At 68.4% G+C, this 14,205-nt stretch carries 15 protein-coding genes; 3 read left to right on the top strand and 12 right to left on the bottom strand.

The genetic code is table 11. From position 1 onward, the window contains the following. Positions 1-125: 125 nt before the first annotated feature. The 6 genes from rdgB to clpS form a co-directional block, all read right to left on the bottom strand. Positions 126-773, bottom strand: a complete 648-nt coding sequence (gene rdgB, locus FB478_RS05505; RefSeq protein WP_018768375.1) for an RdgB/HAM1 family non-canonical purine NTP pyrophosphatase — start codon at positions 771-773, stop codon at positions 126-128. Then, positions 770-1,528 carry a ribonuclease PH gene (rph, locus tag FB478_RS05510; protein WP_026265632.1) on the bottom strand — a complete coding sequence of 253 codons (759 nt, stop codon included), beginning with the start codon at positions 1,526-1,528 and terminating at the stop codon, positions 770-772. Before rph ends, rdgB begins: the two co-directional genes overlap by 4 nt. Positions 1,529-1,579: 51 nt before the next feature. Next, the gene (locus FB478_RS05515; RefSeq protein WP_018768377.1) at positions 1,580-2,377 is read right to left on the bottom strand and encodes an MBL fold metallo-hydrolase; all 798 of its coding nucleotides are present in this window, start codon (positions 2,375-2,377) and stop codon (positions 1,580-1,582) included. Beyond that, the gene (gene murI, locus FB478_RS05520; RefSeq protein WP_018768378.1) at positions 2,374-3,387 is read right to left on the bottom strand and encodes a glutamate racemase; all 1,014 of its coding nucleotides are present in this window, start codon (positions 3,385-3,387) and stop codon (positions 2,374-2,376) included. The genes FB478_RS05515 and murI overlap by 4 nt, the downstream gene beginning before the upstream one ends. A gap of 123 nt (positions 3,388-3,510) precedes the next feature. Further along, the gene (locus tag FB478_RS05525) at positions 3,511-4,077 is read right to left on the bottom strand and encodes a DUF2017 domain-containing protein (RefSeq protein ID WP_144599859.1); all 567 of its coding nucleotides are present in this window, start codon (positions 4,075-4,077) and stop codon (positions 3,511-3,513) included. Next, the gene (gene clpS, locus FB478_RS05530) at positions 4,070-4,453 is read right to left on the bottom strand and encodes an ATP-dependent Clp protease adapter ClpS (protein ID WP_018768380.1); all 384 of its coding nucleotides are present in this window, start codon (positions 4,451-4,453) and stop codon (positions 4,070-4,072) included. The genes FB478_RS05525 and clpS overlap by 8 nt, the downstream gene beginning before the upstream one ends. Positions 4,454-4,608: 155 nt before the next feature. On the opposite strand from clpS, the gene FB478_RS05535 reads away from it, so the two are divergent. Next, entirely contained in the window at positions 4,609-5,937 is a 1,329-nt protein-coding gene (locus FB478_RS05535) for a nicotinate phosphoribosyltransferase (protein ID WP_056387970.1), read from the top strand. Positions 5,938-5,946: 9 nt separating this feature from the next. After that, positions 5,947-6,579 (top strand): isochorismatase family protein, encoded by a 633-nt coding sequence (locus FB478_RS05540; RefSeq protein ID WP_018768382.1) that lies wholly within the window; start codon positions 5,947-5,949, stop codon positions 6,577-6,579. Positions 6,580-6,594: 15 nt separating this feature from the next. Here FB478_RS05540 and FB478_RS05545 read toward each other — a convergent pair whose 3' ends face one another. From FB478_RS05545 to FB478_RS05565, 5 genes are all read right to left on the bottom strand, one after another. Next, positions 6,595-8,376 carry a DEAD/DEAH box helicase gene (locus FB478_RS05545; RefSeq protein WP_018768383.1) on the bottom strand — a complete coding sequence of 594 codons (1,782 nt, stop codon included), beginning with the start codon at positions 8,374-8,376 and terminating at the stop codon, positions 6,595-6,597. After that, positions 8,376-8,717 (bottom strand): DUF3039 domain-containing protein, encoded by a 342-nt coding sequence (locus tag FB478_RS05550; protein WP_026265633.1) that lies wholly within the window; start codon positions 8,715-8,717, stop codon positions 8,376-8,378. The genes FB478_RS05545 and FB478_RS05550 overlap by 1 nt, the downstream gene beginning before the upstream one ends. Positions 8,718-8,825: 108 nt before the next feature. Continuing rightward, positions 8,826-9,605 (bottom strand): glucosamine-6-phosphate deaminase, encoded by a 780-nt coding sequence (nagB, locus tag FB478_RS05555; RefSeq protein ID WP_056387972.1) that lies wholly within the window; start codon positions 9,603-9,605, stop codon positions 8,826-8,828. A gap of 21 nt (positions 9,606-9,626) precedes the next feature. Further along, a complete protein-coding gene (locus FB478_RS05560) occupies positions 9,627-11,198 on the bottom strand; it encodes a transporter (protein WP_134163853.1) in 1,572 nt (523 codons plus the stop codon). Beyond that, positions 11,180-11,974: an ABC transporter ATP-binding protein gene (locus FB478_RS05565; RefSeq protein ID WP_026265634.1), complete on the bottom strand. Its 795-nt coding sequence runs from the start codon at positions 11,972-11,974 to the stop codon at positions 11,180-11,182. Before FB478_RS05565 ends, FB478_RS05560 begins: the two co-directional genes overlap by 19 nt. Before the next feature lie 51 nt (positions 11,975-12,025). Here FB478_RS05565 and FB478_RS05570 point away from each other — a divergent pair, with 51 nt between their 5' ends. Further along, complete coding sequence (locus FB478_RS05570; RefSeq protein ID WP_026265635.1) at positions 12,026-13,900, top strand: Na+/H+ antiporter; 1,875 nt, start codon at positions 12,026-12,028, stop codon at positions 13,898-13,900. 14 nt (positions 13,901-13,914) lie between these two features. Here FB478_RS05570 and FB478_RS05575 read toward each other — a convergent pair whose 3' ends face one another. Beyond that, positions 13,915-14,199 (bottom strand): DUF3253 domain-containing protein, encoded by a 285-nt coding sequence (locus FB478_RS05575; protein WP_018768389.1) that lies wholly within the window; start codon positions 14,197-14,199, stop codon positions 13,915-13,917. Positions 14,200-14,205: the final 6 nt, after the last annotated feature.

Here is a 14,205-nt window from a genome sequence, read left to right on the forward strand (position 1 = left end):
CTTCCCCGGCCAGACTGTAAAAGCCGGCCAGGCTGCAAAAGAAGGTGCGCATCCCGCCGGGATGCGCACCTTCTTTTGTTGGCTGGCCGTTTTGAAGTTGGCTGGCCTGTGGGCAGGAAGGTTCCCTAGCGGGCCGCCTCCAGGGCCGCCACAATGGACGGCAGGAGGGCCCGGAAGGCCTTGCCGCGGTGGCTGATGGCGTTCTTTTCCTCGGCGGACAGTTCGGCACAGCTGCGGTCCTCGCCCGCCGGCTGCAGGACGGGGTCGTAGCCGAACCCGCCGCTACCCCGGGGTTCGCGCAGCAGGATCCCCTCAAGCTGCCCGTACTCCACCACTTCGCGCCCGGGTCCGCCTCCGTCAGCGGGCACGGCCAGCGCGGCGGCGCACACGAATGCGGCGCCACGGTGTTCGTCCGGGACGTCGGAGAGCTGGTTCAGCAGCAGTTCCAGGTTGGCGGCGTCGTCGCCGTGGCGTCCTGCCCAGCGGGCGGAGAAGATGCCCGGAGCCCCGCCCATGACGTCCACGGCCAGCCCGGAGTCGTCGGCGATGGCCACCAGGCCGGTGGCGCCGGCGACGGCGCGGGCCTTCAGCAGCGAGTTTTCGGCGAACGTCACGCCGGTTTCGGCAACGTCCGGCGCACCCGCCGCCGCCGCGTCCACCACCTGGGTGTCGACGTCGAGCCCTGGCACCTGCCCGCGCAGCAGCTCACGGAGTTCGCGGAGCTTGCCCTTGTTGTGCGTGGCGAGCACCAGCCGGGGAGCCGGGCTGCTCACAGGGATTCCGCCAGGGTCTCGCGCTGGATGGCAGCGAGTTGGGCGGTTCCCAGCAGGGCCAGGTCAAGGAGCTGGTCCAGTTCCGCCCGGTCGAAGGGAGCGCCCTCGGCCGTGCCCTGCACCTCCACGAACTTGCCGGAGCCGGTCACCACCACGTTCATGTCGGTTTCAGCGCGGACATCCTCGACATAGGGCAGGTCCAGCATGGGAACCCCGTCGATGATGCCCACGGACACCGCCGCGATGGTGTCGATGATGGGCTGGGCGTTCCTGCCGATGAGCTGATTGTCGCGGGCGAACCGGATGGAGTCCGCCAGTGCCACGTAGGCACCGGTGATGGCCGCCGTGCGGGTGCCGCCGTCGGCCTGCAGGACGTCGCAGTCCAGCACGATCGTGTTCTCGCCCAGGGCCTTGGTGTCGATGATGGAGCGCAGCGAGCGCCCGATCAGGCGCGAGATCTCGTGGGTGCGGCCGCCGATCTTTCCTTTGACGGATTCGCGGTCGGACCTGGTGTTGGTGGCGCGCGGGAGCATGGCGTATTCCGCCGTGACCCAGCCGCGGCCCTCGCCCTTAAGCCAGCGCGGGACGCCTGGGGTCAGCGACGCCGTGCACAGGACCCTGGTGTTGCCGAACTCGATCAGTGCCGATCCCTCAGCCTGGTTGGACCATCCGCGGGTGATGCTGATGGGCCGGAGCTGGTCCGGGGCACGGCCGTCGGCGCGCACAATGGGCACTGCAGTTGCTTCAGATGTCATGCCCCTAGCTTATCGAGTGCCGGTGCATGGCTTGTCGGGGCGCCGGCGCGGCTAGATGGTGTAGTGCACGCCCGCTACGGCAACGGCCACGTCCCCGGGGAACACCGGGCGCGCTTCGGCCATGACAGTGGTCTGGGACGTCCATACCGGGATGTGGGTCAGCAGGAGCCGCCGGGCACCGGCCGCCGCTGCAGCCTCCCCCGCCCGCTTGCCGGTCAAGTGGACATCCTTGATGCCGGCGTCACGGCCCTCTTCGAAGGCTGCCTCGCACAGGAACAGGTCCGCGTCCTTGGCGGCTTCCTCAAGCCCCGCGCAGGAGTCCGTGTCGCCGGAATAGGTCAGGACCCGGGACACCGACGTGCCGTCCTTGCCGGGCTCCACCACCTCCACCCGGAGGGCGTAGGCCTCCTCAATGGGGTGGTTGACCGCGAAGGGCGTCACGGTGAAGGGGCCCACGGTGACGGATTCGCGTTCGGTCCAGTTGGTGAAGTCGAACTCCTCATGCATGCCGGGGTCCAGGTCAAGCCCATAGGCCGTGGCCATCCTGTCCGCCGTGGCGGCGGGGCCCCACACGGGAATGCGGCCGCGCCCCCACCCGCCGGGCTTCCAGCGGATGGCAACGTGCAGCCCGCACAGGTCCATGCAGTGGTCCGGGTGCAGGTGGGTGAGGAAGATCGCGTCGATGTCCTCCAGGTCCGTGTAGCGCTGGATGGCCCCCAGCGCGCCGCTGCCAAGGTCCATCACCACCTTCCACGACCGCTCACCGTCGGTGGCGGTCAGGAGGTAGCACGACGCCGGCGAGCCGGGCCCGGGGAACGAGCCCGTGCATCCCACGATGGTCAGCTTCACAGGGCGGGTCCTCCGGAGCGGCGAGCGTCGGCCAGTCCGCCGCCCACGAAGTTGGAGATCCTGGGGCGTTCGCGCGCGCCCTGCGCGGCGGCGATCATCTCAGGGGTGATCCGCGCCAGGCTGCCCGTAGGATACTGGGCGGCCACATGGTCCACGTGGCGGACGGACAGCACCTCGGGGCCCAGGAACCGCCGGGCCAGCGCCTCGAACTGCCCGGCGTCGCCGGTGGCCACAAAGTGGTGCTCGGGCGGGGTGGGGGACGTGCGCTGCAGGTTGTGCGTGGCAAGGGCGCGGTACACGTCCTTGGCGGTTTCCTCGGCGCTGGAGACCAGGGTGACATCCGCGCCCATGACGTAGGAAATCACGCCCGTCAGCAGCGGGTAGTGGGTGCAGCCCAGGACCACGGTGTCCACCCCGGCCGCCTTCAACGGGGCAAGGTACTCTTCCGCGACGGCGAGCAGGGCCGGGCCGGTGGTGATCCCGGCCTCCACGTAGCTGACGAACTCCGGGCAGGCGACAGAGGTGATGTCCAGGTCGGGCGCCGCGGCGAAGGTGTCCTCATACGCGCGCGAGCCCACGGTGGCCGACGTGCCGATCACGCCCACCCTTCCGCTGCGGGTGGCGGCAACGGCGCGCCGCACCGCGGGCTGGATGACTTCGATGACCGGGATGCCGTACTTGGCGGTGTACCGCTCCCGGGCGTCCCGGAGGACAGCGGCCGACGCCGAGTTGCAGGCGATGGTCAGCAGCTTGACGCCGGAGTCCACGAGTTCGTCCATCACGCCCAGGGCGTTGGCCCGCACCTCCGCGATGGGGAGCGGCCCGTACGGCCCGTGCGCGGTGTCCCCCACGTAGAGGATCGACTCGTTGGGAAGCTGGTCAATGATGGAGCGGGCCACGGTGAGGCCGCCGACACCGGAATCGAAGACGCCGATGGGACGGGTTTCCGGGGCGACGGCGGGGAACCCGCTGTCGGCGTCCGTGGGCTGTGTTTCCGCCGGTGGTTCCATGCTCGGGGCTGTAGTCATGATTATTCGAGGATAGGTGTTCCCGGAAGCGTCAGCCATCATCTTGTGTCCCGCGACTCATGTCTGCTGCGTCACAGCGGACGGCCTCCCCCTGGCCGCCGTGGCTCACCGGCGGGATTCCATGGACTGCAGCAGGGCCTGGACCAGGGACTCCTGGAGCCAGGTGGTGAAGTTGTAGACCAGAGCCAGATAGCTTTCCACGTCCTCGGCCTGGGACCAGTCCTGCATGCGGTGCACATGCTCGGCGTCGGCCTCGTCCCGGATGTCCAGCCGTTCGGCCAGGACCAGGCGCACATCGTTCAGCGCCATGGACCAGTGCTGCGCCCCCTCGGGGGTCAGCACGATCTCGTCCTTGTCCAGGTCCAAAGCCGCGGCGCGCAGGGCCCCGATCTTTGTCTCCCGCAGTGAACGCTCGGTGAGCTGGCGGAACTCAAGGGACGCGTCGCCGTCGTCCTTGACAACGTTGGGCAACAGCCGCTTGACGGCCCGGTCCGTGGGTTCTGCCACCTCCATGTCCAGGCCGATCAGTGCCGCCAGCGGGTCCTGCCCGGTGCGGTCCTCGGGCTGGAGCATGGAAATGACGTCGTCGATCAGGCTGCGCAGCAGCTCCCGTTCAGCCGGTTCCAGGTAGCCGGTGATGCCCTTGAGCCCGTATTTGAATGCCTTAGCCACGTTTTCCCTTACCCTGGCCCGGACCGCCGGACTTGCCTGATTTGCCGCCCGGACCGCCGCTGGCCTTTTCCACCGTGGCCCAGAGTCCGAAGCCGTGCATGGCCACGGCGTGGCGCTCCACCTGTTCCTTGCTGCCAGAGGCGACGATGGACCGGCCCTTCCGGTGGACTTCCATCATGAGCTTGTTGGCTTTGGTTTCCGAGTAGCCAAAGTAGCTTTGGAACACGTAGCTGACGTAGCTCATGAGATTGACGGGATCGTTCCAGATCACCAGGTTCCAGGGAATGTCCGGCGCGGTCAGGGAGTCGGTGGACTCTGCTGTGCCGGTCCGGATGCCCTCCTGTGTATCAGGGCCGGGCGCAACGCTTATGGTCATCTGTCCATTCTATGGGGAGGGTGGGCCCACGCCGGCGAGGGCCCCGCGGCGAAGCGAAGCGAGACGCGGGAGCCGGTGGGTGGGCCCACACCGGCGAGGGCCCCGCGGCGAAGCGAAGCGAGACGCGGGAGCCGGTGGGGACTAGAGTGACTTTCGTGAGCACCTCAGCCGGCTGGGACCATCCCCGCACGTCCTTTTACACCGACCATTATGAGCTGACCATGCTGCAGGCGTCGCTGCATTCAGGGGCTGCGCACCGCAGGTCGGTGTTCGAGGCGTTCGCGCGGCGGCTGCCCGACGGCCGGCGCTACGGCATTGTCGCCGGGACCGGACGCCTGCTGGAGGGCATTGCGCAGTTCCGTTTCGGCGACGCTGAACTGGAGTTCCTGGAGCGTACCCGCGTGGTGAACCGGGAGACGCTGGAGTACCTGGCCAACTATAAATTTTCGGGCGACATCTGGGGCTACGCCGAGGGCGACGCATACTTCCCCAACTCCCCCATCCTGATCGTCGAGGCCTCCTTCGCCGAAGCCTGCATTCTGGAGACCTACCTGCTGTCCGTCCTGAACCACGACACCGCCATCGCTTCAGCGGCTTCCCGGATGGTCAGCGCCGCCGGTGGCAGGCCCTGCATCGAGATGGGATCGCGGCGCACCCACGAGGAGGCCGCCACAGCGTCAGCCCGGGCGGCCATCATTGCCGGCTTTGACAGTACTTCCAACCTTGAGGCCGGCATCCGCTACGGCGTGAAGACCGTGGGCACCGCCGCGCACTCGTTCACGCTGTTGCACGACACTGAACGGGAGGCCTTCGAGGCCCAGATTGCCTCGCTGGGCGAGGGGACGTCCCTGCTGGTGGATACGTACGACGTCGAAAAGGCCGTCCGCACGGCCGTTGACCTGGCAGGGCCCCGCCTGGGCGCCGTCCGCCTGGACTCCGGCGACCTGGTGGCCCAGGCGCAGTGGGTCCGGCGGCTGCTGGACGACCTCGGCAACGACCACACCAAGATCGTGGTGACGTCCGACCTGGACGAGTACGCCATCGCTGCCCTGCAGTCGGCGCCCGTGGACTCCTACGGCGTGGGAACGTCGCTGGTGACCGGCTCCGGCGCGCCCACCGCCAGCATGGTCTACAAACTGGTCAGCCGCACCGACGACGACGGCAACTTCGTGTCCGTGGCCAAGGCGGCCAAGAACAAGGCAAGCGTGGGCGGGCGCAAGTACGCGCTGCGCAAGCTGGACGAACGTGGCACCGCCACCGCAGAGGTGGTGGGCGTGGGCCACCGGCCGGAGGACGACGGCAACGACCGTCCGCTGCTGCAGCAGTTCATGAAGAACGGCGAGGTAATCCCGGGCTGGACCGGACACGAGGGCGTGCTGCGGGCCCGGCAGCGCCACGCCGACTCCATGGCCGAGCTGCCGTCCGTGGTCAACCGCCTGCAGCGCGGCGAGGCCGCCATCCCCACTCTCTACGAGGAAAACTAAGGAGCACCAATGTCCCGCGCTTTGATCATCGTGGACGTGCAGAACGATTTCTGCGAGGGCGGATCGCTCCCCGTTCCCGGCGGCGCGGCCGTGGCAGGCGCCATCAGCGAGTACCTGGACGCCCACAACAGCGAATACGACTATGTGGTTGCCACCCAGGACTGGCACGTGGACCCCGGCAGCCACTTCTCGGACACACCCGACTTCAAGGAGAGCTGGCCGCCGCACTGCGTGGCGGGCACCCGCGGAGCGGACCTTCATCCGGACCTGGACACCGAGTACATCGATGCCTACTTCCGGAAGGGGCAGTTCGCCGCCGCCTACTCAGGTTTCGAGGGGCTGCTGGCCCCGGAGGATGCCGTTCCCACCGGGGAACGGAACGCCGGCGGCCTGCCCGCCGCCAGGGAGGCCCTCGAGCCCGATGAGGACGCCATCGGCCTCGATGACTGGCTGCAGAGCCACGACGTGGAGGACGTGGTGGTGGTTGGCATTGCCACCGACTACTGCGTGAAGGCCACCGCGCTTGACGCCGTCCAGGCCGGCTACGGTGTCACGGTGCTGCGGTCGCTGACCGCCGGCATCGCCGAGGACCTGGAAGACGCCGTTGCGGAAATGGAACTCGGCGGGGCGGACATCGCCTGATTCCTGGGAGTGCCGCTACTTGCGGCCCACGAACCAGTCCTGGAGCTTGCGCAGCCGCGACTTCAGCTGCTCCTCGTTGGCCTGCGCCACGGGAGGGCCGCCGCAAACCGTGCGGAGTTTAGTGTGCACCACGCCGTGGGGCGTCCCGGTCCGGGCAGCCCAGGCGGCCACGTTCTTGGCCAGTTCGTTGCGCAGGTCCATCAGCATCCGGTGGTCGGGAACGGCCGGGGCCTGGCTTTCGGCGGCGGCCGGTGCCTTCCGGTTCTTCCGGTTCAGCTGCTCGTGCTGGCGCTGGCGCAGCAGCGTACCCACCTGCTCGGCGTCCAGCAGGCCGGGGATCCCCAGGAAGTCCAGTTCGTCGTCGGACCCTACCTCGCCGCCGGTGCCGAACTCGCCGCCGTCGAACAGGACCCGGTCAAAGGAGGCCTGGGAGTCCAGTGCCTCGAACTTGCCCTTGGTGAGGCTGTCGGAGGCCTTTTCTTCCCGGTTGGCCTCCTCCATCAGTGAGTCTTCGGGGTTGAAAAGCCCGTCGCCGTCCTCTTTTTCGGGGCGGTCCAGGGCGTGGTCGCGCTCCATCTCCATGGAATTGGCCAGTGCCATCAGCTGGGGAACGGACGGCAGGAAGACCGACGCCGTTTCGCCCCTCTTGCGGGCACGCACGAAGCGCCCCACGGCCTGGGCGAAGAACAGCGGCGTGGACGTCGAGGTGGCGTATACGCCGACCGACAGCCGGGGCACGTCAACGCCTTCGGAGACCATGCGCACGGCCACCATCCAGCGCTTTTCGCCGGCGGAGAATTCCTCGATCTTGCTGGAGGCCTTGGCGTCGTCGGACAGGATGACGGTGGGCGACTCGCCGGTGATCTTCTTCAGCTGGCCGGCGTAGGCCCGGGCGTCCTCGTGGTCGGTGGCGATGACCAGGCCGCCGGCGTCCGGGACGGTGCGCCGGACTTCGCTGAGCCTTTTGTCCGCGCCGGCCAGGACCGCTGGGATCCACTCCCCCGCGGGATTGAGCGCGGTCCGCCAGGCGTGGCTGGTGATGTCCTTGGTCACCGCTGCCTCGCCGAGGGACGCCGCCATTTCCTCGCCCGCGCTGGTGCGCCAGCGCATCTGGCCGGAGTAGGCCATGAACATCACGGGCCGGACCACGTGGTCCCGGAGCGCGTTGCCGTAGCCGTAGGTGTAGTCGGCCTTGGAGCGCCGGATCCCGTCCCGGTCCTCGGCGTACTCCACGAACGGGATGGGCGAGGTGTCGGAGCGGAACGGCGTACCGGTCAGCGACAGGCGGCGCACGGCGGGATCGAATGCCTCGCGCAGGCCGTCGCCCCAGGACAGGGCTTCGCCGCCGTGGTGGATCTCGTCCAGGATCACCAGGGTCCGGGCAGCTTCAGTCTTGGCCCGGTGCAGCAGCGGTTTGCTGGCCACCTGGGCATAGGTGACGGCGACGCCGATGAAGCCGCGGCCGTGCTGGCCGTCGGAGTTCTTGAAGTTGGGGTCGATGGCGATCCCCACCTTGGCGGCAGCATCCGCCCACTGGCGCTTCAGGTGGTCCGTGGGCGCAACGATGGTCACCCGGTTAACGGCGCCGGAATCGATGAGCGTGGAGGCGATGCGCAGCGCGAAGGTGGTTTTACCGGCGCCCGGGGTTGCCACCGCAAGGAAGTCGCGGGGACTGTTCTTCAGGTAAAGGTCAAGGGCTTCCTGCTGCCAGGCACGGAGTTTCGGGGCGGTTCCCCAGGCTGCGCGTTCCGGATACGCCGGAGGCAGGGTGGGACCGCCAAAGAGCGTCTCCGTCACTACTTGTTGCTGCCCGAGTCCCCTCCGGGACCCTTGCCGCCGTCATTGCCCGGCCGGAGGCCCTCGTAGACCTCCTTGCACATGGGGCAGACCGGGAACTTCTGCGGATCCCGTCCCGGCGTCCAGACCTTGCCGCACAGGGCGATGACGGGCTCCCCGGTCAGCGCGGACTCCATGATCTTTTCCTTCCGCACATAGTGCGAAAAGCGCTCCCGGTCCCCGGGTTCCACTTCCTGGCGCAGTTCCTCGCGCTCAATGGTGGCCGTGGACGATCCAGCCCCGGAAAGCTCGCGCATCGGGTCGTTGTCGAGAGGGTCCGTCATGCTAGTCATGGCATCCATCTTAGCCGCTCCCCCGGCCCGGCGTTCGACGGCGGCACGCCCGCGCGGAGGCCCCGCACCGGCCGCCGTCGTACTTTTTCATCGCCGGCGGCAACGCGCGTAAGGCGGCTAGAGTCCCTGCCACGAAGGCTTGTTTTCATAGGTGTGGCGGTAGAAATCTGCCAGTTTGAGGCCGGAAGCGGCGGCCTCGTCCAGCAGGACGGTGGCGTGTGGATGGAACTGCAGGACGGATGCGGGGCAAATGGCAGCCACAGGTCCCTCCACGAAGTCGCGGACGGCCCGGGCCTTTTGCGCCCCCGTGGCCACCAGGATCACATGTTTGGCCTCCATGATGGTGCCCAGTCCCTGGGTGATGACATGGTGCGGTACCTCCGCAAGGTTGTTGAAGAACCTGGCGTTGTCGCGGCGGGTCTGTTCGATCAGGCTCTTGATCCTGGTCCGGGAGGCAAAGGAGGAGCCCGGTTCGTTAAAACCGATATGTCCGTCGGTGCCCACGCCCAGCAGCTGCAGGTCCACGCCGCCCGCCGCGGTGATGGCTTGCTCGTAAGCGTCGCAGGCGGCGGGGATGTCGGATGCAGTTCCATCGGGGCCGTGGACGTTCCCGGGCGCAATGTTCACGCGGCTGGTGAATTCCCGCCGGACCACCTCGCGGTAGGACTCGGGGTGGCCCGCGGGCAGGCCCACGTATTCATCCAGGGCAAAGCCGGAGGCGCGGCTGAAGTCCAGGCCCTGTCCATGCCGGGCCGCCAGTTCGTCATAGACAGGCAAGGGAGAGGACCCCGTGGCCAGGCCAAGGACTGCGCCGGGCTTGCGCCTGATCAGTTTCTCTATGGCGTCCGCCGCGAGTTTGGCGATCTGCCGGCTGCCGCCAAGGATCACGATTTCCATGTTGTTCCTTTCCGGGAACTGTCAGCGGTTGACGGTAACCTGCGCCAGGAGCTCCGGCCCCCGCGCCTCGAGCCACTTGCCGCCCAGCCGCATACCGGCCAGGAAAAGGACCATGCCCAAAACGGTCCCCACGGCGAGGGTGAGCCAACCGAACAGGACGTTGCCGGTGACAGCCTGTGCCACCAGCAGCGCTGCCTCGGGCAGGACCAGGACCATCAGGACCAGCATTCCAACGAACTGAACGGCAAGGGTTTGGCCCACGTTGCCCGGTGGCTTCTTGAACGGACTGTCGCCCGGAAGCGGCACGGTCACCGTGTAGCGGGCCGACACCACCGAGGACAGCCCCAGGCCGGTGAAGAGGATCCCCAGGCTGAACCCCAGCTGGCCGGGCAGCGCGGCCCAGTTGCGGGTGAATGCCGCGTAGCCCACCGAGAACACCAGCACCACGGGCAGGGCGAAGGTCAGGCAGGCCAGGGCCCGGCCCAGCCGGTCAGCCACCCCGCGGACCCCGGTGGCCAGGTGCAGCGCAAACGCCGTGTTGTCGTACGAGACGTCCGCGGAGATGGACCAGGCCAGGATGAAGGCCGACACCGGGGCAAGGAAGGCAAGGCTGCCATAGCTGCCGGTCTGGGCCCCCTGGACACCCAGCACCACCGGAAGCAGCGGGATCACCACCAACGATCCCGAATACCGCGGGTCCCGGATCCAGTAGGTGAGCGACCTGGCCATCACCGCGCCCGCCGGGGTGGCCGGCAGCACGCCGAACAGGCCCAGCCGGCCGCCCTTGCGCTTCCCGGCACCGGCGTACGGCGGGGTGACCAGCGCCCGCTCGAGCAGGAGCTTCCAGCACCAGGCCAGGGCGCCGAGGACCGCCACCGAAACCAGCAGTTTCACCGCCGCCTGCCCGGGCCGGCCTGATGCGATGTCGCCACCGAGGGACCACGGTGCCCCGAGCGGCGTCCAGGACAACGTCCCGGCGAACCCGGGCAGGAATCCGGTGGAAGCGGAGATGCCACGGCCAACCCCTGCCACGATGGGGCCCAGCAGGACAAGCGGCACCATGAAGGCGATGGCGCTGATGTCCTTGAAGCGCCGCGAGGCAGCCAGGCTTGCCGTGGCGGTGGTGACCACCTTGGCCAGCACCACGCAGGTCATGACACCCAGGCATGCGCCAAGGAGGGCGGCAAGCGCGGGGAGCACGCCGCGGGACCAGGTCACCACCGTGGACAGGGCCACGAGCGTGGTGGCCAACCCCGGGATGCCGATCAGTCCGCCAAGGGCGAGGCCGGTGAGCATCTGCTTCATGGGAATGGCAAAGGTGGTGAAGCGCGCCGGATCGAGCGTCATGTCCGTGGCGGATGCCACCACCGGAATGATGCCCCAGCCAAGCACGGCGGCGGAGCCGCCAAGGACGATTGTGGTGTGCGCGGCGGCGGGGCCGGCGTTGCGCAGGAGGACAAGGGCGATGATCAGTGTTGCCACAACCCCCAGCGCGTAGAGCCCCGCAATGGCCATGCCCACCAGCTGCCAGGGGCTGCGGCGCAGTCCGTTGCGCAGCAGCGTGAGCTTGAGCCTCAGAAGGTGCGCAACCATTCCAGCCCTTCCGTGTGGCTGTGGCCTCCGACCAACTGCACGAAACGGTCCTCCAGCGAGGCGCCGGCCCGCACCTCGTCCACGGTTCCTGCGGCCAGCAGCCTGCCCCGGGCCACCACGGCGACGTGGTCGCACATGCGCTGGACCAGGTCCATCACATGGCTGGAGACGATGACCGTTCCACCGGAGGCGACGTACCGGTCCAGGATGGACCGGATGTTCGCCGCCGACACCGGGTCAACGGCTTCGAAGGGCTCGTCCAGGACCAGCAGCCTCGGGGCGTGGATCAAGGCCGAGGCCAGGGCGATCTTCTTTGTCATGCCGGCGGAATAGTCCACCACCAGCGTCCCGGCGTCCTGGGCCAGGTCCATTGCCGCCAGCAGCTCCCCTACCCGGGCGGCCACCACGGCTTTGTCCATGCCGCGCAGCAGCCCGGCGTACGTGATCAGCTGCTCCCCGGTGAGCCGGTCGAAGAGCCGGACGCCGTCGGGCAGGATCCCCATCAGCCGCTTGGCTTCCAGCGGGTGCCGCCACACATCCACCCCGTGCACCACCGCCGTGCCGAAATCGGGACGCAGGAGGCCGGTGGCCATGGACAGCGTGGTGGTCTTGCCCGCACCGTTGGGCCCCACGATCCCGAAAAACGAACCCGCCGGGACCTCCAGGCTGATGCCGTCCACCGCGATCTTCCCGCCGAACCTTTTGGCCAGCCCGCGGATGGACAGGGCCGCCACGGGCCCCGTATTCGGCGCCGGGGACGGTATCGGAGCAGTCATGCTGCCAGCCTAGTCCGCGGACCGGGGCTTCGGGGGTGCGAAACTAGCCCCATGGGTATTGCGTTGGGCCTGCTGGTGATCGTTGCTGTGGTGTGCGCCGGCAGCGCCGTGGGCCGCAGGTTCAATATCCCGGTTCCGCTGCTGCTGGTCCTGGCCGGGGTGGCGGGATCGTTCCTGCCATTCATTCCGCCCGTCGAGCTGAACCCCGAACTGGTGTTGGTCGGCCTGCTGCCGCCGCTGCTGTACGCGGCCGCGTTCCGCACGTCGCTGTTCGACTTCAAGAGCAACCGCCGCTCCATCGGATTGCTGTCCGTTGGCTACGTCATCTTCGGCACCGTGGGAGTCGGGTTGGTGGTGTGGTGGCTGTTCCCGGAAATCCCGCTGGCCGCAGCCATTGCGCTTGGCGCGGTGGTGGCGCCGCCTGACGCGGTGGCGGCTACGGCCATTGCACGGAAGGTGGGGATGCCCCGCCGGATCGTGAACATCCTGGAAGGCGAGTCACTGGTCAACGACGCCACGGCACTGGTGTGCCTGCGTGCTGCGGTGGCGGCCATCGCGGGCTCCGTCTCCGCCCTGGATGTGGCGGGTGGATTTGTGGTGGCGGCCGGCGGCGGCCTGGCGGTGGGACTGGCCGCAGCGTACCTCCTCACCGAAGTCAGGAAGCGGATCAGCAACGTTGCCATCAACACCTCAACATCTCTGATGGCACCCTTCGTTGCGTTCCTCCCCGCCGAGGCGATCCACGCGTCCGGGGTGCTCGCCGTCGTCGTAACCGGCCTGGTGATGGGCACCAAGGCGCCGTCCATGCCCAACGGCGCCGCGCGGCAAAGCGCCCGGAGCAACTGGGACACCGTCCAGTTCCTGCTGGAGAACGCCGTGTTCCTCCTGATCGGCCTGCAGGTGCGGAGCATCATCGACAGCGTCCAGGACGATTCGCTGGGTGCCGGCCGGGTGTGGCTTGGCTGTGCCGTGATCCTGCTGGCGGTGCTGGTGCTGCGGCCCGTCTGGGTTTTTCCGGCCACGTACCTGCCCCGGCTGATCCCTTCCGTGCAGCGGAAAGACCCCGCGCCGCCCTGGCAGTTCCCGGCCATTGTGTCCTGGGCAGGCATGCGCGGCGTGGTTACCCTTGCCGCCGTCCTGACGCTGCCGGACGACCTGGAGCACCGCAACGTACTGGTCCTGGCGGCCATGGTGGTGGTGGCAGGCACCCTGGTGCTGCAGGGATTCACGCTGCCGGCCCTGGTCCGGGTCCTGGGGCTGCCGGGACCGGACAGGCGCGAGGACGCGCTGAACCAGGCCGCGCTGATGCAGCTGGCCACCGCGGCGGGAATGGAGCGGCTGGAGCAGCTGCGGCGCGAGAACGACCCGCCCGAGGTCATGGATATGCTCCGGCGCCGGACCCAGGAGCGGGGACTCGCGGCCTGGGAGCGCCTGGGCAGGCCGGCCGCGGAGTCGGCCACCCCCAGCCAGCGTTACGCCCAATTGCGGATGGCCATGCTGGAGGCTGAGCGGGACAAGGTGCTGGAGCTTCGGCGTGGCGGGGACTTCGCGCATGAAGTCCTCAGTGAGGTCCTGGAACGGCTGGATGTGGAGGAGTCCATGCTTGATGCCTCCCTCAACGAACCCGACGCCGCCACAGAGGGCGGCGGCGAAGGACTTGCCCAGCCGGGCGGCGTGTGCGACCACCTGACCGCCGCCATGCCGTCGCCGGTTCCGGCGAACCCCACCTGTGCCGGGTGCGAACGGGAAGGGACCACACCGGTACACCTGCGAATGTGCCTGGCCTGCGGAAACATTGGCTGCTGCGATTCCTCGGCGGGACGGCACGCCAGCCGCCATTTCAAGGAAGCCGGCCACCCGGTCATGCGCAGCATTGAACCCGGTGAGGACTGGCGCTGGTGCTACGTGGATGACCTGCTCGGCTGAAGCAGGCCGGGTACTTAGTTCGGGGGCACTTTCCGGATCCTGATCGGACCCCTGGCCGTACCCGGATCAACGACGGAACCGCCTTGGGTGATGTGGACCTGCCCTGCGTCCACCAGGCGGCGTGCGGCGGCCCGGGCGGGTTCCATGAGCCGGCGCCAGTCATCTCCGCCCACGGCCCTGGCAGCATCAGAGGGGCAGATGGTGGCCGTGTCCGCACGGGATGCCAACAGTTCCAGGATCTTCGCTTCCAGCTGCCGGTCAACCTTGGTTTGCGGCCCCGTTCCGCCAGGATGCGCCATGCCGGA

Origin of the sequence: Arthrobacter sp. AG367 (assembly GCF_007828995.1) — a bacterium.
Lineage (GTDB): Bacteria > Actinomycetota > Actinomycetes > Actinomycetales > Micrococcaceae > Arthrobacter.